Raw genomic sequence first — 19,714 nt, forward strand, 5'->3', positions numbered from 1 at the left:
GATGTAACCGGTTACATCATGTCGGAATTTAGGCTCAGTTGCCCGAGGTGTCAAACCCGGATCGGTCATGACGGTGATTTCACCGCACGGCCCTGCTGCGGTAAGCTCGCCGGCCGCGCTGACATTTGCCGTTTCATAACGAGGTTGTCTTGTCCAATATCCGTGAAGTTGCCCGGCTGGCCGGCGTCTCGGTGGCTACCGTGTCCAGGACGCTGAAATCGCCCGAACGCGTACTCCCCGAAACCCGGGACAAGGTCAATGCGGCGGTGGAACAGGCCGGTTACCGGCCGAACCTGATGGCCGTGCAGTTTCGTTCGCGCAGGACCGGTAACCTGGTGATTCTGGTCCCGGCCATTGCCAACACGTTTTTCGCCCGGGTCATCAGCGGCGCCCAGCAGGCGGCACAAACAGCCGGCTACCGACTGCTGCTGTGCGACACCCAGGGTCGCGAGGAAGTCGAACGGGAATTCGCCGCACTGGTGCACGCGCATCAGGCCGACGGCGTGATTCAGTTGCGCGCCTACGACCCTTTTGAATCGCCCTTTGCCCATGGCGAATCCCCGCCCATGGTCAATGCCTGCGAAGTGATCCAGGGCGGACGTCATCCCACCATCAGCCTGGATAACCGCGCAGCCGCCCGGGCCATGACCGAGCATCTGATCGGGCTGGGTCACCGCCGGATCGGGCTGGTCAAAGGTCCGAAAAGCAGCCCGCTGACACGGGAGCGTGTGGCCGGCTATCAGCACGCGCTGCGCCAGGCCGGGATTGCCTGCGACCCGGCGCTGGTCTGCCACGGCGATTTCACGCTGACCGCCGGTTTCGATGGGGCGGGAGCGCTGCTGCAACTGGCCGAGCCCCCCACTGCCCTGTTCTGCGAAAACGATGAAATGGCCATCGGTGCGTTGAAGCGCATCAAGCAACAGGGTTTGCGGGTGCCCGAGGATATTTCCCTGGTGGGCTTCGACGACATTCCCTTCGCCGCCTATTGCGACCCACCGTTGACCACCATCGCGCAACCGGCTGAAGTCTTTGGCCAGAAGGCCGTCGAAATGCTGATTGCCCTCATCGAGAAAACCCCTATCCCGCAGCGGCATGTGGTGCTGCCGTTCGAGCTGACCCTGCGCAATAGCACTGCGTCGCCAAAAAGCGGCGCCTGACTCAGCCCTGTTTCAAATCCAGGCAATAGGTGTAGTAACCCGTGTCGCGCATATAACCCAACGACTCATACAAGCGTTGCGCCCCGAAGTTGTCCGTGGCCGTCTCCAGCACCAAGCCTTTGGCCCCGGTCAGCAGCGCAAAGGCTCGGGCGGTGTTCATCAGCAAGGTCCCGACTCCGCGACCACGGGCTGCCGGGGTGGTGAAGAGATCGCTGAGCAGCCAGGTGCGGTGGGCGTCGATGGAGGAAAACGTCGGGTACAACTGGACGAACCCCAGCGCTTCACCCGTGTCGTCCTCGACGAAGAAAATCACGGATTCGTCCCGGGCGATGCGCTCGGCGATGAAGTCGCGAGACTGCGTCAGGTTCGACGGCTGGCCGTAGAAGCCGCGATAGGCATCGAAGAGGCTGGCGATCTTGTCGAGGTGGGATGGATCGGCGCGCAGGGCCTGGAGTGCCATGTTGATCGTCTCCGTGCGGATGATTTGATAAACGGCAAATGTAGATCAAAAGATCGCAGCCTGCGGCAGATGGGCTGCGATCTTTCGGGCTCACCCACATCCCCAGGCCTTAACTCCGCTCAGGAACCACCGCCAGCGCCGTCCCCCGGGCCAGCGCGTAATAAAGAATCCCCGGCACCACCAACCCCACGATCCAGGAAATATCGACCCCGCCCAACTGCGCAACCATCGGCCCCGAGTAGAACTTGGTGTCGACAAAAGGCAACTGGACCAACACCCCGACGGCATACACGCCAATACCCAACAAATTCCAGCGCCCGTAGCGCCCAGCCGGATCGGACAGCGCCGCAATGTCGTAACGTTCCTTGTTGATGAAGTAATAATCCACCAGGTTGATCGCACTCCATGGCGTAAAGAACGTCAGCAAAAACAGAATGAAGTACTTGAAGGTATTGAGGAACGAATGCTGCCCCAGCAACGCGAGCGTGGTGGATGCCGCGACAATCAGCAGCACGAACAGCATGCGCTGCCTGGCGCTGATATCCAGGCGACTGCGAAAGCCACTGATGATGGTCGCCACGCACATGAAGCTGCCATAGGCGTTGAGGGTGGACACGGTGACCTTGCCGAACACCACGCTCAAATACAGCAGCGAGGCCATGACGCCGGTACTGCCCAGACCGACGATGGTCGCGACTTCATGCCCGCGAAAATTCGCGCCGGCCAGGGCCGCGGCAAACACCCCCAGCACCATGGACGCCTGGGCGCCAAGCACCGTGCCCAGGCCAACGGCGGTGAAGGTCTTCCAGGACGATGTCCTGCTCGGCAGGTAGCGCGAGTAGTCGGCGACGTAGGGCCCAAAAGCGATCTGCCAGGACGCGGACAGGGACACCGCCAACAGGAAAGTACTCCAGCCAAAGTGACGGTTTTCCAGCAACAGGCCGACATCGTTGAGGGTCAAGAGCCGGGTGAACAGATACACAAAGGCGATGATCCCCAACACGCTTGCCACCTTGCCGACCAAGTGGATGACCCGATAGCCGAACATCGTCAGAAAAGCGATACAGGAGGCAAAAATCAGGATGCCGGCGCTGTCGCTGACATCGATCAACTGGGCAATGGCCTGCCCCGACAGCACCGCGCCGGTGGCGCTGAACCCGAGGTACATCAGGCACACCAGCACGATCGGGATCGCCGCACCATAGACCCCGAACTGCACGCGACTGGAGATCATCTGCGGCAGCCCGAGTTTCGGCCCCTGGGCGGCGTGCAAGGCCACCACCGCGCCGCCCAGCACCTGGCCGATCAGCAAGCCGATGAGCGACCAGAACACATCGCCGCCCAGCACCACCGCCAGCGCGCCGGTGACAATCGCGGTGATCTGCAGGTTGGCGCCGAGCCACAAAGTGAACTGGCTGTAGAGGCTGCCATGACGCTCGGCCTCGGGAATGAAATCGATCGAACGTGTCTCGATCAGGGTACTGCGCTGCTGTTTATCGCTGACCTTGGTCATTGCGGTGTATTCCTTGGAGGCGCTTGTTGTTATTGGGTGGGCTTGCAGGCTTAGAACGTCTTGCTTGCACTGGCAACCACCGTCGCCGTGCACAGGTCTCCATATCCATACCAACCCGCACATTCACTTTTCGACAGGTCGGTATCGATGTAGCTCAGACCCCAGGTCACGCCCACGAAATCACGAGTCAGCTTGGCTTCCCACTCGTAGTAGGCATCGCGACTATCGCCGTTGGTGGACCAGTACGCCGGGTCTTTGACATCGCCGCGCCCCACGCGCAAGTTCAGGCCCAGCTCGGCCGGCAAGGCGATCTGGTAGCTGAGGTAGGTGTACAGAGTGTCCTGGTCTTCGCCAAAGACGTTCGGCGTATCGTTCGAATAGTGGGCGCCGAGCTTCACGCCATGCACGTCAAGGATGGCGTAGACCTCGCTCAGGTTGAATTGGCCCTCCTTGGGATAGTCGTACTTGATGTACCCCAGGTCGAGACTGATGGCCTCGGTCGCCTGCCAGTAGTAGCCGGCGTAGTACTCGAGTTCCTGCCGGGTCTTGAACTCGCCGCCGAAATCGACATTCGAGGTCCAGGCGCCGATGTACAGGCCGCTACTGTGCACCAGCGTGGCGCTGGCCTGGGCCGCCGGATCACCCAGGGTTTGCGAAATGCCACGGGTGCGGTAGTCGCTGAATACACCCAGGGTCATGTCCAGGCTGAAGTCGTCATTGAGGGGCAGTGCCTGGGTGGTCAACGGTGCCAATACCAGACTGGCCAGGGTGAAGACTGAGCGTGCGTTCATACAAATCTCTTATTTTTATGAAGGTGCGGAAAATGTCGGGCATGGCGATGCCGAACCCCTCGCAGGACGAGGAGCCGGGCATTTTTTCGGGTGCTGCGGCTGGGGTATCGGTCAGGACGCGGGCGCGTAAACCTCTTTACCGGCGAAGAAGGTCTTCAGGACTTTGGTGTCGAACAGTTCGTCATCGCTGACCTTGAACACGTCGCGATCGAGAATGATCAGATCCGCCTGCTTGCCGGGTGCCAGCGAGCCGATCTGCCGGTCCAGGCGCAGGGCTTTGGCGGCATTCAAGGTGTAGGCGTAGAACATGCTCTGGCGATCGATACTTTCCTTGGCGTTCAGCACACCCAGCGGCCCTTTGCGAGTGCTGGCCTGGGCAATGGCATTCCACGGGTTGGGGCTGGACACCGGCCAGTCACTGCCGCCGGCGACGACGGCGCCGGCGTTATGCAGGGACCTGGCGGGGTACTGGTAACCGTAGGCAAACGCGCTGATATAGGGTTTGACCAGTTCGACGGTGTAACTCTCGCCGGTGGCCCACAGCAGCTGCATCGAGGCGATCACGCCAAGCTGCTTGAAGCGTGCAAACTCCTTGGGGTTGACCAGTTGCAGGTGGCTGATGCTATGGGCCACCGGTGTCGGGTTGAGTGTGCGCGCATAGGCAACACCATTGAGTGCTTCACGGACGCCGCGGTCGCCGACCGCATGCATGTGCACGATCCAGTCGCGCTTTTCCGCCGCCACCACCAATTCGCCGAAGTGCTTGGGGTCGATCAGCAGTTGGCCGTTTTTGTGGCTGTTGGTGAAGGGTTCGATGACTGCTGCCGTCTGCCCTGGAAACTCGAGAACGCCATCAGCGAAGACCTTGATCCCAGGAAAGCTCAGGTTGGGTACGCCCTCGAATTTCTTCATCACCTTGGCCAGCACTTCCAGGTCGGCCGGTCGGCTTTTTGGATTGGCCAGCAGCAGCGCGGCCACGTGGGCGCTGAGTTCACCCTTCTGTGCCAGTTCGCGGTACAGCGGCAGCACACCGTAGCTCTGCTCGGTGGCCTGGAAATCAAACAGCGAATCGCCACTACCGGCATTCGCCGCCGCGTCCATCCAGGCGGTGACGCCATATTGATTGTTGACCTTCACCGCCTCACGGGCGGCTTTGAGCATGACCTCGTCGCTGGGCGCGGGGATCTGGCTGCGAACCTGGTCCCAGCGAGACTCGGCAAAATAGCCATTGGGGGTGAAATCGGCGTCGTGCCCCACAAAGCTGCGATCCTGTTCCGACAGGCCTTTGACCAGTGCCGCGTCGATCTTCAGGCGCTTGAGCATGGCGTTGTTGGCCCATCCGGTATGCCCGTCAATCCCGCTGAGAACCAGCGGTTGATCGGCCCAGCGCCCTTGATTGAAGCGCTGGCCGAGCTCACGGCTTTTGTCCCAATAGGCCGAACTCACCCCGGCAACGCTGATCACGTCACCGGCACGCGCAATGCCGGCCTGATCCTGTTCGATAATCCACTGCTCAAGTTCCGGCAAGGGTTTGACTTCATCCAGCAGGTTGGCGCCCATGCTGTTGAAGGCCGCAACCACCGGGTGACTATGGGTATCAATCATTCCCGGCATCAGCACCTTGCCCGCCAGATCGATACGTTGCGTGCGGGCATCGGCCAGGGCGTTGATCTGGGCATTACTGCCCGCTTTTAGAATCTTGCCGTCTTGCACCGCCACCGCCTGGACCAGTCCCAGACCGGGCTCAGCGGTGAATACCTTGCCGTTGAACAACACCAGGTCAGCGGCGGCCATGGCCTGCACCGAGGAAAAAGCCAGGGCGGCGGCCAGCAGGTTGGGAATAAATCGTTGCATCGGAACGCTCTCTTGTTTTTATTGGGCGGATCGGGAAATGGATGCCTGGGACAACGCCTTCGGCTCAAGGCTCGCGAACGGCGCCTTGGCCCACACCACCTTGCCGCCTGCCACGGTCAGCAGCACTTCGTTGCGGGCCAACGCCTCCTCGGGCACCTGCATGAAGTTCTTGTCCAGAACGATCAGGTCGGCGAACTTGCCGACCTCGACCGAACCGACGACAGCGTCCAGCTTCAGTTGCTCGGCGGCGTTGATGGTGATGGTGCGCAGCACTTCAGTGCGCGACAGGGCCGGGTCGGCATTGAGCCTGCCCGCATACTTGGGGCCGTAGCTGTGCGGGTTCAGCGGATCGCCCGAGCGGGTGACACCGATCTTCAGCGCCAGGAACTCATCGAGCGGGTCGACGGGCCAGTCGCTGCCATAGGCCACACGGCCGCCGGCACGCGCGATGCTGCCGGAGGGTTCCATGCGGGCAAAACGCGTCGGCCCCAGATGCTCGTTGGTACCGTCGACCGTAGAGGGTGCCTGCTGCGCCCACTGGAAGGACATGTTGGCGGTCACGTCGAGCGCCTTGAAGCGTGCATAGTCGGCAGGGTCCACCGACTCGTTGTGCGTAATGGCTGGACGAAAGCCGTTACCCGGCAGTTGCTGGCGCACGTATTCAATGCCGTTCAGCGAATCACGCACCGCCCGATCTCCGGTGGCGTGCAGGTGCGGGTCGAGACCGGCCTGGACGGCCTCGAGCAGCAGCGGCTTGAGCACCTGCGGCGGGAAGTAAAGCTCACCGGTGTTCTTGCCGGTTGTCCACTTCGGCGCCGTATCGGTGCCGGCATTGCGCAGGTATGGCGCCAACATTGCACCGGTGTCGGCCGGCGCGTTGATGATGCCGTCCATGAACAATTTGACGTGGCGCATGCTCACGCCCGGCGCGACTTTCGCTTCGCCCTGGTCATAGGCAGTGGCCAATGCCTTGGCCTCGGCAATAGTTTTCGCCGGGTCTGCCATGGCGGCCGCAGGGTCCAGTTTGATCGCCAGCAACGCCCGCGCCGTCAGCTCACCCGACTGCTGCAGGGTCGTCAACGCCTTGCCATTTTCGGCCCCCGACAAGGCATCGAAGAAACTGGTGATGCCTTGCTGGCGCATGGCATCGAGCGCCGCACGGATCTGATTGAGTTTCTCTGCGTCGGTGGCGGGCGGCACCACGGCGGCCATGGCATCGGCGGCTCCGTCTTCGCAGATACCGGTCGGGTTGCCGGCGCTGTCGCGCACGTACTTGCCATCACCCGGGTTGGCCGTGTGCTTGTTGATGCCCGCTACTTCCAGGCCGCGAGAGTTGGTCAGCACGGTATGGAAATCCGTGGACCGGACCTGGATCGGGCGATCGGTCTTGAGCGCATCCAGCGTCGATTTGTCCGGGTCACCGTCAAGTCCGTCCATGCCCATGCGATCCCAGCTGCCCACTTCCAGCCAGACATCGGGGCCTTTGCCCTTGTCGGCATCCAGGCACGCCTGAATGGTTTCCTGGAACACCTTGCGGGTCATCGTCTGGTATTTCAGGTCGCACAAGGTCATGGCGCGTCCGCCGTCCCCCGGATGCATGTGCGCATCGATGAAGCCCGGCATCAGCATGCGGCCGGCCAGATCGATCAGCTGTGTCTGCTTGCCGATGTAGGAGGAAACCCCTGCATCACTGCCGACATAAACGATCTTGCCCGCCGTGACGGCGACCGCCTGCTGCACCGAATTCTTGCCGTCGACGGTGTAGACATAGCCGTTGCGCAACACCATGTCGGCGCCTGTGGAACCCTGGGTCTGACACCCCACCAGCGCCATGCCGGAAATGGCCGTGGTCGCGGCAACGGCGATAAATAGCCTGGAAAATTTCAACTGCCTCACCTCTTTTTTTATAGTTGTCGAAGTGGCCCGAACACGCTGCCGTGCAACCCCTGAATGCAAGGCACACCTTATAGAGGGCAGCAGAAATCCGGACCTCCACAAATGAGGAGGGGTAAGGCGGTTTTATGTGAAAAATCAGCGGCGCCGCGACTAATCCCGACGGGCGCCCTCTGCAAGCGGGGTTGGCGAGCGCAAGGCAGAACCGAGCTCCACCTTGCTTTTGACGCCGAGCTGCAAGTAGCAGTTGCGCAGATAGGTGCGCACGGTGGCAGGACTCAATGCCAGGATTTTGGCAATTTCCTTATAGGAATGACCGGCGGCGAACAGCATCGCCGCCGTGCGCTCGCGAGGTGCCAGCACCGCCGCGCGCGACTGTGTTTGGAGCGACAGGATGACATGTTCGGCGTTGGGACTCAGGGTCAGCGCACAACGACCCAGGCGCATCACACACGGCGCCTTTTGCAGTTGCGCGATGACCTGCGCGGGAAGCATCGAACCACTCCACCCGGGCAACTCGCGCTGAATGGCGGCGCACAGACTGGCGCCCACATACAGCAGACTGCCGTCCATGCGAGCGACCCCAAAGTCAGTCGCCCCGTTGCCCGTGTCGAAGCGAATCATGTCCTGCACCTGGAAGCGCCACAACTGCAACAGATGGTCGCAGAACGCCGAGAACAACCCGGCTTCGCTGTCATTGAATGCAGGAGCACCGCTGCCACGGTAGAGGCAGACGAAGAACATCAAGCCGCTTTCGGGCAACTCGAAGGTGATGCACATCAGATGGTAGAGCTCGTGGCGCCGGGCGAACGCGTCCACTTCTTCATCAGGGTCGGTGAACCCGCTGTCGCGCACCACCTCACCGGGTCGACTCAAGGTGTCATGGGAGAATTTGTCGTTGCCGGCACTCTTGTGCCATTCGGCGGCAAAGGATTCGGGCAGATCGATTCGCCCGTGCATCCAGCTTTTGGGCGGCGCACTGGCGCCTGACGCCGACATCTCGCCCCACCAGGCCGAAGCGAAGGGCACCAGTTGACGGAAGGCCTGCAGCCCCTCGGCGATAAATTGCGACGCACCGCGATCCCGAGCCAGGCGCCCCAGCTGGAGCACGCAAAGATTAAACGCCTGCAGTGTCGCCATCGACGCCTTGGCGCCGACCTCATCACCCTCCTCCATCGTTCTGATCCCGTCTGCAAAATGACCTGAGATGCGACCTTGCCACGGCGCAATAATCGCGTCCAGTCACGGTGACCGGCCGCGGCGCTGCAGAGGTGATGACATGGATTGACGGTCTCAACCGTACAACTGCGGCCGCCGATCCCGATGCAGATCATTACGCGCACTGATGCGTTTGTTACGCGCCTCGACCAGGTTCAGCGTCGCCAGCAGAATCTGCTCGCCCCTCTGCTCTGCCGGCCCTGCTAGCGGATAGCCGTCGGCGTCGACGATCACCGAACCTTGCACCCAGCCGACCCCGCGCTCGTGACCATGGCGGTCACAGGCGGCGATGAACATCCGGTTCACCGACGCATTGGCCTGGACCCGCACGACTTCAGCCGGGCGCTCGGTTTGCGGCCGCGGGCCGTCGGGCCAATTGACCGGCGCACAGAGCAGGTCGGCGCCGGCCAGTGCCGGAAGTCGCACCCATTCAGGGAATTCCAGGTCGTAGCAGATCAGCATGCCGATGCGTCCATACACCGTATCGATCACCGGCGGCGCGGCATGGCCGGCGCTGAAGATTTCAGTTTCGCCATCCCACAGGTGCGCCTTGCGATACACGGCGCGCAGACCCTGGGCATCGATCAGCGCCGCGCTGTTACCCAGTTCATCGCCTTCCAGGCGCTCGCAGAACCCGCCGACCACGACAATGTTCAGTTCGCGGGCGAGTTGCGACCACAGGCGCAACGTCGGCCCCTCTGCGGTTTCCGACAGGAACAGGGCTTCGTTGCGGTCGGCGAACAGGTAGCCGCTCTGAGCCAGTTCAGGCAACACCACCACCTGGGCGCCCTGGTGGGCAGCCGAGCGGATCGCTCGCTCGGTCAGTTTCCGGTTGTAAGCCAGGTCGCCTATTTTCGGTGCCAACTGGCAGCAGGCGACCACGATATTTCTGGCAGTGTTCAACGCACTTCCTCCACGGACAGATGGGTCATGGCAACAATGTCGCGCTCGGTCATCGAATCAATGATCCGGCGTTCATACGCCAGGTCGATCGAACGGCTGAGGAGGTAATAAGTCAGGCCCGAAACGACCAACCCCACCAACCAGGCAATGTCCACGCCTTCAAGCATGCGCGCCATCGGCCCGACGAAAACCTCTTTGCCAGCGGCCGCATCGAAGATGTAGAAAAACGGCACCATTGCGGCGAAGCCAATCAGGTACGAGACGATCCCGCGAAATTGCCAGGCACCATAGATACCCTTGGGCGTGAAGAAGTGCGGGATGGCGTAGCGACCTTTGCGCACAAGGAAATAGTCCACCAGGTTGACCGCGGTCCAGGGTACGAGGAAATACAGAAGCAGTACCAGGAAGGTGTTCAGCAGCGCGATACCGTCGCCTTTGATCGACAGTACACAGGTCAACAGAATGACGCTGATAACGGAGATCGACATCACCCGGGCGCGGGGTGTCGGTGTGATTTTTTTGATCGAGTCGACGCCCGTCAATAACGTGAGCATGGCGCTGTAGGTGTTGAGCGCGATGATGGGCAGAAAGCCCGCCACCGAGACGATCACCAGCACATTGCCCAGGCCTGGCATCACAGAAGAGCCAACCTGGTTCAGCGCCACCAGCGCGTCCGTTGCTTGTAATTGCTGCGCAAGCCAGGCGCCGAGGCCGATCATCCAGCTGCCCGACAACGACGCACCGATGAATACCGCGGCAATCAGTTTCGGCCGGCTGGTGTTTTTCGGCAGGTAACGGGAATAGTCCGAGACGTAGGGCGCATAGGAAATGTTGTAGCTGGCACCGATGGCAAACAGGGTGGCGAAGGCAATCCAGCTGAACCCCAGGTCGGTCGCCGGGGTGACACCCTCCTGCCCGGCACCGAACATCAAGGCGATGGTAACCAAAGCATAAAGCGGCAAGGTCGCCAGCAACGCCCACTTGAAGGCTTTGTGCATCAGGTCGTGGCCGTAGATCGAAAGCAGCGCGCCGATCAGCACCACTGCAATGGCGACAAGGGTCGGGTCGATGCCAAACACATGCTCGAGGCCGTTCATGATCAGCGAAATGTTCACCACGTTGAAACCGACGAATACAAACATCGTCGCCATCAGGGCCAGGATCACCCCGCGATAACCGAACTGGGCACGGGACTGGATCATCTGCGGCAGGCCCATTTCCGGCCCCTGCGAGCCGTGGAAGGCCATGAAAATGGTGCCGAACATGATGCCCAACGCACCGGCGAGCATGGTCCATAGGGCCGACAGTCCGAGGCTCGGCCCGACAAATCCGATGGAGATGGTGAAGAAGTGGAAGTTGCCCAGAAACCAGAAAGGCCCCTGGCTGGCGAGTTTGGCGTGTCGTTCATTTTCCGGAATGTAATCGATCGAGCGGCCTTCGATGGCCAACCCGTTGTTCGCTTCGATCGCGTGCGCAGACTGTGGGGACCCTGACATATGATTGTTCCTATGCAGTGAATTGTTGTTTTTATGGGCAAAGCGCCGGTTTCATTGCAATGTAGGGCGTTGATCAGGGCTGTTAAATATCGCAGACACACTGTTCACATAGATCCATGTCTATGTGAGTGAGCATCGGAGCACGCATGCTGGGAACTGTATCGGAGCTGGATCTACGCTTGATCCGGGTATTTCTGACCGTGGTGGAAGCCGGGGGAATCTCCGCCGCGCAAACCGCGCTCAACACCACGCAGCCGACCATCAGCGCACAATTGGCCACGCTGGAGGCGCGCGTGGGATTTCGCCTTTGCGAACGCGGGCGCGCAGGCTTTGCAGTGACGCCAAAGGGCGGCCAGTTTGTCGAAGCGGCCCGCCGATTGCTGGCGGCTGCCGAAGGTTTCCGGGTGGAAGTGCAGCACATCAATCGCAAAGTCTCGGGCAACATCAACATCGGCCTGCTCGGTCAGATCGATCCGCTGGCCAACAAGAAAATCGCTTTGGCCATTGCGCGTTTAAGGGCCCGACATGAGGGGTTGTATTTCCACTTCACCGAGCTGTCATCATCTCTGCTGGAAGAAAAGATCATCAACAGCCATATCGATCTGGCGATCGGTTATTTCTGGCACCGCTTGCCCAATATCGATTACTTCCCTTTGTTCCAGGAGACCCAGATCGCCTATTGCGCTCCGTCTCACCCGCTGTTCGAGCAAGTGGGTGCGCTGACCCGGGATGATGTCAGCCGCTACGACTGGGTATGGCCCAGCCACCCCTTGCCGGAAATGCCGGCTCCCGCCGCGATCGAACGTCTGACGGTGTTAACCGACAGCATGGACGGCGCCGCCCTGCTCATCCTCTCCGGCCAGCACCTCGGTTTTCTGCCGCAGCACTATGCGGATAAACATGAACAGCTCGGGCAGCTGCATCCGCTGAATCCCGAGCTGCTGCGCTATGAGGTTGGCTTTCATGCGGCGGTTCGGCATTCGGCGCGTCAGCGCGACCTGGTCAGTGCATTCCTGACCGAGTTGATCGAGATTTTCGGTTCCTGATGCGTATTTCCCGGGTCGGGATGACATCGATCCGGGACACCGGACTGCTCAGGCGTGCGAGGCGGGTATTGTGCTCGGCAATGATGTCATCGGCGGCCATATTGTCGGTGTCGACTGTGGAATGGGCGTCGGCGGCGAGCACCACGTCATAGCCCAGTTTCAGTGCCTGGCGCACGGTGGCATTGACGCAATAGTCGGTTTGCAGGCCGCAGATGATCAAGCGCTGGACGTCCCACTGTTGCAGCATCTGCAGCAGCGGGGTCTGGTAAAAAGAATCCCGGGTGGTTTTTCGTACACGCAGGTCCTGGGGTGACGTTTCCAGGGCCTCGGCCAGCTGCCAGCCTTCGCCACCCTGCTGCAGCAGGCTGCCCTTTTCTTCATGCTGAATCAGGATGACCGGGATGCCTGCTACGCGTGCCCTGGCGCTCAGGCCGTTGATGAGACCGATGACACGACTGATCTCGAAGCATTCGTACTCGCCGACGCACAGCAAACGTTGGACGTCGATGATCAGCAGTGCAGTGGTCATGGGTGACTTCCTTGAGATGTCAGTGGGTTCAGGGAACGGAAAAACAGATCCGTCCCCTTTTGAAAACGATCCTCAGTAACCGAGCGACAACCCGGTATTGCGCCGCGGATCGTTCGCCCCGTAGAAACGGTTCTTGCCTACCGGCTTGCCCTCCAGCGAAGGCGCGCCGACCAGGATCGCCGCCAGGTGGTTGGCGTCCTGGGGACCGGCAAACTTGTGGCCCCAGCTTTCTAGCATCTTCACCGTGTCCGGGCTGGTGGTGAAGGTTTCCAGGTTGGTCTCTTCCGGCAACCATTGCTGGTGGAAACGCGGGGCGTCGACCGCTTCCTGGATGTTCATGCCGTAGTCGATCACGTTGAGCATGGTCAGCAGGGTCGCGGTGATGATGCGGCTGCCGCCGGGGGTGCCGACGACCATCACCACTTTGCCATCCTTGGTGACGATGGTCGGGCTCATGGACGACAGCGGTGCCTTGCCGGGGGCGATGGCGTTGGCCTCCCCTTGCACCAGGCCGTACATGTTCGGCACGCCGATTTTCGAGGTGAAGTCGTCCATTTCGTCGTTGAGAATGACCCCGGTCTTGCTGGCCATGACGCCGGCGCCGAACCAGTCGTTCAAGGTGTAGGTCACCGAGACCGCGTTGCCCCACTTGTCGACAATGGAGTAGTGGGTGGTGTTGCTGCCTTCGTGGGGCGCTACGCCGGGTTTGAGTTCGCGGGATACACCGGCCTTTTGCGGGGCGATGGCGGCGCGGATCTTGGTCGCGTAGTTTTTATCCAGCAGATGGGCGATCGGGTTTTTCACGAAGTCCGGGTCGCCGAGGTAGCTGTTGCGGTCCACGTAGGCGTGACGCATCGCTTCGATCTGGTAGTGCATGCCCTGGGCCGAGTGGTAGCCCAGGTCTTTCATCGGGTAGCCTTCGAGAATGTTCAGGATCTCGCAGATCACCACCCCGCCGGAGCTTGGCGGTGGCGCCGAAACCACGTGGTAGCCGCGGTAATCGCATTCGATCGGCGCCAGTTCGCGGGTCTTGTACTTGTCGAGATCAGCCTGGGCGATGATGCCCTTGTTGGCCTGGCTGGAGGTGACGATGGCGTCCGCGACCCAGCCTTTATAGAAACCGTCGGCGCCCTTCTCGGAGATTTCCCGCAGGGTTTTGCCCAGGTCCTTCTGCACCAGCCTCTGCCCGACCTGCATCGGCTCGCCATTACTCAGGAAGATCGAGCCGGAATCCTTAATGTCCTTCTTGAACACGTCGGTTGCGTATTCCAGCAATTCGACATCGCCTTGTTCCAGCACAAAACCGTCTTCAGCGAGCTTGATCGCCGGGGCGATCACTTCCTTGCGCGGTTTGGTGCCGTACTTTTGCAGGGCCAGCTCCATGCCGGACACGGTGCCCGGCACGCCGACGGCCAGGTGGCCACGGGTACTGAGGTCCGGGATGACATTGCCTTCCTTGTCGAGGTACATGTCGGCGGTGGCCGCCAGCGGCGCTTTTTCACGGAAGTCGAGGAAGGTCTTGCGCCCGTCGGCCAGTTGAATGGTCATGAAGCCACCGCCGCCGAGGTTACCCGCGGCGGGATACACCACCGCCAGCGCATACCCCACCGCGACCGCGGCATCGACGGCGTTGCCGCCATTCTTGAGCACATCGACGCCGACATGGCTGGCCAGATGCTGGGCGGTGACCACCATGCCGTTTTCGGCGGCAACCGGGGCCACGGAGGCGGCGTGGGCCATCAGGCAGCTCAGCGCCAACGAGGTCGCAATGAGCGATTTGGCAAAAGGTTCGAACTTCATGAGTCGGTCTCTTCTTTTTCTTAAGTAGGAAAACGCTTCAATGGCAGTAGTCCAGTATGGCTGGGATTGCGTATTGCGCCTCCCCGTCGAGGCAGTATGCTTGGCCCCTGATCGGCACTTTTGCGGAGTCTGCCTGCATGACTTACACCTGCATGACCATGGCGTCCCCGGTCGGCGAGCTGAAGCTGGTGGCGAATGGCTCACGACTGGCGGCCATTCTCTGGGAAAACGACAAGCCGAACCGGGTGCTGCTGGGGCCGATGAGCGAAGACCCGCACAACCCGGTCCTCGTGCGCACCGCTCAACAGCTGAAGGAGTACTTCGCCGGCACGCGCAACTGTTTCGAGCTGGAGCTGGATTTTGTCGGGACCGAATTTCAGAAGAAGGTGTGGGCGGCGCTGCTGACCATTCCGTTCGGCGAGACCCGCAGTTATAGCCAGATTGCCGTGCAGATCGGTAATCCCAGTGCAGTGCGGGCGGTGGGTGCGGCGAATGGCAAGAATCCGATTTCGATTGTGGCGCCCTGTCATCGGGTGATTGGTGCGTCGGGGAAGCTGACGGGGTTTGCCGGGGGGCTTGAGGCCAAGGAGTGGTTATTGACGCTGGAAGGATGCGAGTGGTCGGGGATCAATAGGATGGACGACTTGTTTTCAAGTTAACCAACCCTTTGTGGCGAGGGAGCTTGCTCCCGCTCCAGTGCGCAGCACTGGCAAAATCCCGAGTAAGGCTGGAGATTTTGGGGCCGCTTCGCAGCCCAGCGCGAGCAAGCTCGCTCGCCACAGGGATGACTCACGCTGAGAGAATGTTTTTCATCGCCGCATACTGCAACAGCATGATGGTCTTCGCATCGCAGATCTCCCCGCGATCGAACGCCGCAAGTGCCTCTTCGAACGACCACTCCAGCACTTCCAGCTCCTCGGTCTCCTCCTCCAGCCCGCCACCCTCGCTGACTTTCGATGAAGCGTCGTACTCGGCGATGAAGAAGTGCAGCTTTTCAGTTACCGAGCCCGGGCTCATGTAGGCCTCGAACACCTTCTGCACATGGTGCACGCGATAGCCGGTTTCCTCTTCCGCTTCATCGCGGATGCGTTCTTCAGGCGCGGCCCCTTCAAGTAATCCGGCCGCCACTTCGATCAGCAGCCCATCATGACCATTGACGAACACCGGCAGGCGGAACTGCCGGGTCAGCACCACGGTTTTGCGTTCACGATTGAACAGCAGAATCGCCGCGCCGTTGCCACGGTCGTAGACCTCGCGGGTCTGGCGTTGCCATTCGCCGTTGTTGCGCCGGTAATCGAAGGTCATTTTCTTCAGCAGGTACCAGTCGTGGGACAACACCTGAGACTCGATGATGTTGACCCGCTCGGCTGTGTTCGACATGCAACCTATCCCTTGTTCGTCAAAAGGCGCCCATGGTAGACGAAAACGCCCTCAGACAAGCTGGGCCTTGTACTCCTTCAGGTACTGCTCTGCCAGCGTCTCTTTCTGCTTGTCGTCGAGCAGCTTGCCGGCTTGCTGGAAGAACTTCTGTTCTTCTTCCTTCAGATGGTGATGAACCTTCTCCGAGAGCTTCTTCGCGGTCGCCAGCCAGGCCGGGCTGGACATCTCGGTCTCGTCGAGTTCTTCCATCATCTCGTCCATCTCGTGATGTTCGGAAATCGCATGGCGGCTGAGGTCGACGCCGTTGTCGAATTCCATCAGCGGGATGTAGAAATGCCGCTCTTCAGCGGTTTCGTGGGCCTGAAGTTCAGACTTGAGCTGCTTGTAGGCCTCGACCCGCTCCGGGGTGTCGCCGCTGGTCTGGATCAGCGCATCGGCGTAGGTGCGTTGGCGTTCGTGGCTTTCACGCAAGGCTTCAAAAATATTCACGGGTTGTCCTCATAGGCTGCGCTCTGGAATGACGCTGTCTAGGCTAGACACCTGCCCGCGTGCGACGGTTCCACCGGAGGACTGGAACAACGACCGGGTAGCGCGATAGGCTTGGGATTGTTTTTCACCCTGGCCATAAGGAAATAGCTGATGAACCTGCGGATCGAACAGTCGCAAAACCCCACGGATGAAGAGCGTCAGGCGCTCCTCCTGCCGTTGCGCGCCTACAACGCGGCCAAGGCCGGTGCCACTGTCCCGGAGCCGATCGCCTTGCTGGTCCGCGACGAAAACGGCGAGATTCTTGGCGGTCTGTATGGCCGGGTTTTTTTCAAATGGTTGTACGTCGAGTTGCTGTCGGTGCCGGAACAGGCCCGAGGGTCAGGCATGGGCACGAAGCTGATGCTGATGGCCGAAGACCTGGCGCGGGAGAAGGCATGCATCGGGGTCTGGCTCGACACCTTCGACTTCCAGGCGCCGGAGTTCTACAGGAAGCTGGGCTACAGCGAATTGGGGCAGATCGCTGACTACCCGCCGGGGCATAAGCGCTTCTTTTTCCAGAAGCGTCTCGCATAGCCCCTGTAGAGACAGCCCCGATCATGTGATCGGCACCGGACAACTGTGGGAGCGAGCCTGCTCGCGAATGCGGCGGGTCAGTCAACATCAATGTTGAATGAAAAACCGCTTTCGCGAGCAGGCTCGCTCCCACAGGGGATGTGCGTTGCCTGTAAGGTCAGAGACAGGTCGCCAACGCCGCCAGACGGCGCTTGGCGACAAAGTCATCTTTCTGCGCGTAGTAACTCAACTGCGTGCCGGATGCATCGGTCGTCACGTCCACAAAGGACTCCACCGAGCGCGTGTAGACAGTGGACCCGCCCTTCTTGCCCGGCTGCAGATACGCACCGGCATCGACCCCGAACACCGCCTCGTCCTGCCAGGAAAACTGGACGCACTGGGCGACGACTTTTTCCGGCTTGTTCGAGGTCAGGGTCTTGTACGGGGTTCCAGTGCGGGCATCGTTCATCACCGAGCCCGCGCATCCGGCCAGCAAGGATACGGCCAGCGCCACCATCAGAATTCGCATTGCGTTCGCTCATCAAGAAAAAGCGGACTGTATCACCGTGGCACGGCGTATCGTTCTGCTTTACTTCATTTATACCGCGACACCGCGTGATGATTCGCGCACCCTGTCGCGCCATTAACGCTGCAACGCACATTTTTCCGGAAAGCCAAATGACACCCAACGCCGAATACTACAAACCGACCGCTGAATATGCCGACAAGCTGATCAGCCAGATCGGCCAGACGCCTTCCTGGATCGCCAAGCGAATCGGCGTCACCGACAAGCGGATTCGCTACATCCTCGACGGCGAAAGAACCGTCAAGGGCGAAACCACGCCGATCCAGATGACGTATCCCGAGCAGTTTGCCCTCGAATGCCTGGCGGCAGCAGCCAAGGCGAGCAAGAAGCAGACCTCGTAATCCATTCCCAAGGAGCGACCATGGCGGCAACCGAACAGCAACACGAACAGGCGCTGAACACGTTTCTCGATGAGCGCCCCGAACTGCGCGCCGAACTCGACAACCTCAACCCGCTGCTGGCCCAGGCCAAGGGCGAGACCCAGGCACAGTACCGCGACGAGCGCCTGCATGAAGCCTTCGAGGCCGAAGCCGAGCGTCTCGGGTTGTTTGCCTGGGAACTGACCCTGCAGCTGACCGCCGCCACGCCTGAGGACTACCGGGCGCAACGCATGGAAGTGCACAAGGAAGTGGCCGAGATGGCCGGGATGGACTGGCTGGAATATTGCGAGTTATATGGATTGACCAAGTGACCCTGACGGTCGCTGCCTGAGGAAGACCTTCGCCGATGCTGCCATCCCTCTCGACTTCCCGAGCCAGCCCGGGGCATCTGCATATCCAGAAATGGCGCGGACGTATCGGCATGTCCCTGGTGGCCGCACTCTCGGTCCTTGCCGGCATGACCGACGCCATCGGCTTCATGGCCAGCGGCGACTTCGTCTCGTTCATGAGCGGCAACACCACCCGTCTCGCCGTGGCCATCAGCGACGGCGACATGGGCCTGACCCTGCGCCTGCTGATACTGGTCACCACCTTCATACTCGGCAACGCCCTGGGCATCGTCGTCAGCCGCCTTGGCGGGCGGCGGGCGCTGCCCTTGCTGTTGTGCATCGCCACCCTGCTCTGCGGTTCCGCCGCCTGGCCTTATGACCAGCAATTACCGGCACTGCTGGCGGCGATCATCGCCATGGGCATGCTCAATGCCGCGGTGGAAGAAGTGAACGGCCTGCCGGTCGGCCTGACCTATGTCACCGGCGCCCTGTCGCGTTTCGGTCGCGGCCTGGGGCGCTGGATGCTGGGCGAACGACGCAATGGCTGGCGGGTGCAGTTGATCCCCTGGACCGGGATGTTTGCCGGCGCGGTGCTGGGTGCGGTGCTGGAGCATCATCTGGGGCTCAGGGCGTTGTTTGTCAGCGGGTTGCTGGCGGGGGCGATCGGGTTGCTGTCGCTGAAGATTCCGCGGCGGTGGCAGTTGGGGTACATGCCGCGCTGATCGGGTCATCACATTTAACATAGATGTCGCCTTTCAGGCCGCTTTCGCGAGCAGGCTCGCTCCCACAGGGTTCTGTGGTGGATTTCAAGTCATGCAGGACACAAATTCCTTGTGGGAGCGAGCCTGCTCGCGAAGGGGGTGACTCGGTCTCCCCGAAAACCCCCTTCGCCGCCCCGCCGATAAAGCTTTATCATGGCCGCAGTTTCGCTGATCGAGTCCGTCATGAAGTTCGCCATCGCGCTGTTTTCCGCCGCCCACGCGCCCTCCTCGCGCCGCGCCTTGCTGTTCGCCCAGGCCGCGTTGGCCGGCGGGCATGAGATTGTCCGGCTGTTTTTCTACCAGGACGGCGTCTATAACGCCTCCGGTAGCGTAGTCACGCCGCAGGATGAGCAGGACCTGCCCAAACAATGGCGCAACTTCGTCTCTGAACATCAGCTCGATGGCGTAGTGTGCATTGCCGCCGCCCTGCGCCGTGGCGTATTGAACGCCGAAGAAGCCGGGCGTTATCAGCGCGAAGCGGTTGCCGTCGCAGCGCCATGGGAATTGTCCGGTCTGGGCCAGTTGCACGACGCCGTGCAGGATGCCGACCGCCTGATCTGTTTCGGAGGCGCGTGAA

21 protein-coding genes are annotated in these 19,714 nt (G+C 60.9%); 8 read left to right on the plus strand and 13 right to left on the minus strand.

Annotation, left to right across the window (positions count from 1 at the left end; all coding sequences use genetic code 11):
- Nucleotides 1-149 precede the first annotated feature (149 nt).
- Nucleotides 150-1,157, plus strand: coding sequence for a LacI family DNA-binding transcriptional regulator (locus ACA041_RS21130; RefSeq protein WP_497437039.1), 1,008 nt, complete (start codon nucleotides 150-152; stop codon nucleotides 1,155-1,157).
- A gap of 1 nt (nucleotide 1,158) precedes the next feature.
- Here ACA041_RS21130 and ACA041_RS21135 read toward each other — a convergent pair whose 3' ends face one another.
- The 8 genes from ACA041_RS21135 to ACA041_RS21170 form a co-directional block, all read right to left on the minus strand.
- Nucleotides 1,159-1,617 (minus strand): GNAT family N-acetyltransferase, encoded by a 459-nt coding sequence (locus ACA041_RS21135; RefSeq protein ID WP_497437044.1) that lies wholly within the window; start codon nucleotides 1,615-1,617, stop codon nucleotides 1,159-1,161.
- 109 nt (nucleotides 1,618-1,726) lie between these two features.
- Nucleotides 1,727-3,130: a purine-cytosine permease family protein gene (locus ACA041_RS21140; RefSeq protein ID WP_497437049.1), complete on the minus strand. Its 1,404-nt coding sequence runs from the start codon at nucleotides 3,128-3,130 to the stop codon at nucleotides 1,727-1,729.
- A 50-nt stretch (nucleotides 3,131-3,180) separates the two neighbouring features.
- Nucleotides 3,181-3,921: a TorF family putative porin gene (locus ACA041_RS21145; RefSeq protein WP_497437052.1), complete on the minus strand. Its 741-nt coding sequence runs from the start codon at nucleotides 3,919-3,921 to the stop codon at nucleotides 3,181-3,183.
- A gap of 111 nt (nucleotides 3,922-4,032) precedes the next feature.
- Entirely contained in the window at nucleotides 4,033-5,775 is a 1,743-nt protein-coding gene (locus tag ACA041_RS21150; protein ID WP_497437057.1) for an amidohydrolase, read from the minus strand.
- 18 nt (nucleotides 5,776-5,793) lie between these two features.
- The gene (locus ACA041_RS21155) at nucleotides 5,794-7,662 is read right to left on the minus strand and encodes an amidohydrolase (RefSeq protein ID WP_497437061.1); all 1,869 of its coding nucleotides are present in this window, start codon (nucleotides 7,660-7,662) and stop codon (nucleotides 5,794-5,796) included.
- Nucleotides 7,663-7,821: 159 nt separating this feature from the next.
- A complete protein-coding gene (locus ACA041_RS21160) occupies nucleotides 7,822-8,844 on the minus strand; it encodes a helix-turn-helix transcriptional regulator (RefSeq protein ID WP_497437066.1) in 1,023 nt (340 codons plus the stop codon).
- 117 nt (nucleotides 8,845-8,961) lie between these two features.
- Entirely contained in the window at nucleotides 8,962-9,789 is an 828-nt protein-coding gene (locus ACA041_RS21165) for a nitrilase family protein (protein WP_497437072.1), read from the minus strand.
- Nucleotides 9,786-11,285, minus strand: coding sequence for a purine-cytosine permease family protein (locus ACA041_RS21170; protein ID WP_497437075.1), 1,500 nt, complete (start codon nucleotides 11,283-11,285; stop codon nucleotides 9,786-9,788). Before ACA041_RS21170 ends, ACA041_RS21165 begins: the two co-directional genes overlap by 4 nt.
- Before the next feature lie 146 nt (nucleotides 11,286-11,431).
- Here ACA041_RS21170 and ACA041_RS21175 point away from each other — a divergent pair, with 146 nt between their 5' ends.
- Complete coding sequence (locus tag ACA041_RS21175) at nucleotides 11,432-12,331, plus strand: LysR family transcriptional regulator (protein ID WP_497437080.1); 900 nt, start codon at nucleotides 11,432-11,434, stop codon at nucleotides 12,329-12,331.
- Here ACA041_RS21175 and ACA041_RS21180 read toward each other — a convergent pair.
- Nucleotides 12,288-12,860 (minus strand): cysteine hydrolase family protein, encoded by a 573-nt coding sequence (locus ACA041_RS21180; RefSeq protein WP_497437085.1) that lies wholly within the window; start codon nucleotides 12,858-12,860, stop codon nucleotides 12,288-12,290. The two genes, ACA041_RS21175 and ACA041_RS21180, sit on opposite strands and share 44 nt — an antisense overlap.
- A 72-nt stretch (nucleotides 12,861-12,932) precedes the next feature.
- On the minus strand, nucleotides 12,933-14,660 hold the full coding sequence (gene ggt / locus ACA041_RS21185) for a gamma-glutamyltransferase (protein ID WP_497437090.1): 1,728 nt from the start codon (nucleotides 14,658-14,660) through the stop codon (nucleotides 12,933-12,935).
- A 137-nt stretch (nucleotides 14,661-14,797) separates the two neighbouring features.
- On the opposite strand from ggt, the gene ACA041_RS21190 reads away from it, so the two are divergent.
- Nucleotides 14,798-15,319 carry a methylated-DNA--[protein]-cysteine S-methyltransferase gene (locus tag ACA041_RS21190; protein ID WP_497437094.1) on the plus strand — a complete coding sequence of 174 codons (522 nt, stop codon included), beginning with the start codon at nucleotides 14,798-14,800 and terminating at the stop codon, nucleotides 15,317-15,319.
- 130 nt (nucleotides 15,320-15,449) lie between these two features.
- Here the strand turns inward: ACA041_RS21190 and ACA041_RS21195 are convergent, their stop codons facing one another.
- Together ACA041_RS21195 and ACA041_RS21200 are read right to left on the minus strand one after the other, a co-directional pair.
- On the minus strand, nucleotides 15,450-16,040 hold the full coding sequence (locus ACA041_RS21195; RefSeq protein WP_497437098.1) for an NUDIX domain-containing protein: 591 nt from the start codon (nucleotides 16,038-16,040) through the stop codon (nucleotides 15,450-15,452).
- Between the two features lie 51 nt (nucleotides 16,041-16,091).
- Complete coding sequence (locus ACA041_RS21200; protein WP_497437102.1) at nucleotides 16,092-16,529, minus strand: hemerythrin domain-containing protein; 438 nt, start codon at nucleotides 16,527-16,529, stop codon at nucleotides 16,092-16,094.
- Nucleotides 16,530-16,679: 150 nt separating this feature from the next.
- On the opposite strand from ACA041_RS21200, the gene ACA041_RS21205 reads away from it, so the two are divergent.
- Nucleotides 16,680-17,102, plus strand: a complete 423-nt coding sequence (locus ACA041_RS21205; protein ID WP_497437106.1) for a GNAT family N-acetyltransferase — start codon at nucleotides 16,680-16,682, stop codon at nucleotides 17,100-17,102.
- Between the two features lie 157 nt (nucleotides 17,103-17,259).
- Here the strand turns inward: ACA041_RS21205 and ACA041_RS21210 are convergent, their stop codons facing one another.
- A complete protein-coding gene (locus ACA041_RS21210; protein ID WP_497437111.1) occupies nucleotides 17,260-17,610 on the minus strand; it encodes a hypothetical protein in 351 nt (116 codons plus the stop codon).
- A 149-nt stretch (nucleotides 17,611-17,759) separates the two neighbouring features.
- Between ACA041_RS21210 and ACA041_RS21215 the strand changes: the two genes are divergently transcribed.
- From ACA041_RS21215 to tusD, 4 genes are all read left to right on the plus strand, one after another.
- On the plus strand, nucleotides 17,760-18,008 hold the full coding sequence (locus tag ACA041_RS21215) for a hypothetical protein (RefSeq protein ID WP_283188463.1): 249 nt from the start codon (nucleotides 17,760-17,762) through the stop codon (nucleotides 18,006-18,008).
- 20 nt (nucleotides 18,009-18,028) lie between these two features.
- On the plus strand, nucleotides 18,029-18,358 hold the full coding sequence (locus tag ACA041_RS21220; protein WP_497437116.1) for a DUF6388 family protein: 330 nt from the start codon (nucleotides 18,029-18,031) through the stop codon (nucleotides 18,356-18,358).
- Between the two features lie 35 nt (nucleotides 18,359-18,393).
- Entirely contained in the window at nucleotides 18,394-19,098 is a 705-nt protein-coding gene (locus ACA041_RS21225) for a YoaK family protein (protein ID WP_497437121.1), read from the plus strand.
- Nucleotides 19,099-19,320: 222 nt separating this feature from the next.
- Nucleotides 19,321-19,713, plus strand: a complete 393-nt coding sequence (gene tusD, locus ACA041_RS21230; protein WP_497437126.1) for a sulfurtransferase complex subunit TusD — start codon at nucleotides 19,321-19,323, stop codon at nucleotides 19,711-19,713.
- Nucleotide 19,714: the final 1 nt, after the last annotated feature.

This window comes from Pseudomonas sp. LBUM1676 (genome assembly GCF_059695605.1).

Bases quoted from the DNA above. Each gene is read 5' to 3' on its own strand.
- ACA041_RS21160 (WP_497437066.1), bottom strand. From the start codon at position 8,844: ATGGAGGAGGGTGATGAGGTCGGCGCCAAGGCGTCGATGGCGACACTG.
- ACA041_RS21210 (WP_497437111.1), bottom strand. From the start codon at position 17,610: ATGCGAATTCTGATGGTGGCGCTGGCCGTATCCTTGCTGGCCGGATGC.
- ACA041_RS21215 (WP_283188463.1), top strand. From the start codon at position 17,760: ATGACACCCAACGCCGAATACTACAAACCGACCGCTGAATATGCCGAC.
- ACA041_RS21140 (WP_497437049.1), bottom strand. From the start codon at position 3,130: ATGACCAAGGTCAGCGATAAACAGCAGCGCAGTACCCTGATCGAGACA.
- ACA041_RS21205 (WP_497437106.1), top strand. From the start codon at position 16,680: ATGAACCTGCGGATCGAACAGTCGCAAAACCCCACGGATGAAGAGCGT.
- ACA041_RS21225 (WP_497437121.1), top strand. From the start codon at position 18,394: ATGCTGCCATCCCTCTCGACTTCCCGAGCCAGCCCGGGGCATCTGCAT.
- ACA041_RS21135 (WP_497437044.1), bottom strand. From the start codon at position 1,617: ATGGCACTCCAGGCCCTGCGCGCCGATCCATCCCACCTCGACAAGATC.
- ggt (WP_497437090.1), bottom strand. From the start codon at position 14,660: ATGAAGTTCGAACCTTTTGCCAAATCGCTCATTGCGACCTCGTTGGCG.
- ACA041_RS21195 (WP_497437098.1), bottom strand. From the start codon at position 16,040: ATGTCGAACACAGCCGAGCGGGTCAACATCATCGAGTCTCAGGTGTTG.
- ACA041_RS21150 (WP_497437057.1), bottom strand. From the start codon at position 5,775: ATGCAACGATTTATTCCCAACCTGCTGGCCGCCGCCCTGGCTTTTTCC.
- ACA041_RS21220 (WP_497437116.1), top strand. From the start codon at position 18,029: ATGGCGGCAACCGAACAGCAACACGAACAGGCGCTGAACACGTTTCTC.
- ACA041_RS21170 (WP_497437075.1), bottom strand. From the start codon at position 11,285: ATGTCAGGGTCCCCACAGTCTGCGCACGCGATCGAAGCGAACAACGGG.
- ACA041_RS21190 (WP_497437094.1), top strand. From the start codon at position 14,798: ATGACTTACACCTGCATGACCATGGCGTCCCCGGTCGGCGAGCTGAAG.
- ACA041_RS21180 (WP_497437085.1), bottom strand. From the start codon at position 12,860: ATGACCACTGCACTGCTGATCATCGACGTCCAACGTTTGCTGTGCGTC.
- ACA041_RS21145 (WP_497437052.1), bottom strand. From the start codon at position 3,921: ATGAACGCACGCTCAGTCTTCACCCTGGCCAGTCTGGTATTGGCACCG.
- ACA041_RS21175 (WP_497437080.1), top strand. From the start codon at position 11,432: ATGCTGGGAACTGTATCGGAGCTGGATCTACGCTTGATCCGGGTATTT.
- tusD (WP_497437126.1), top strand. From the start codon at position 19,321: ATGAAGTTCGCCATCGCGCTGTTTTCCGCCGCCCACGCGCCCTCCTCG.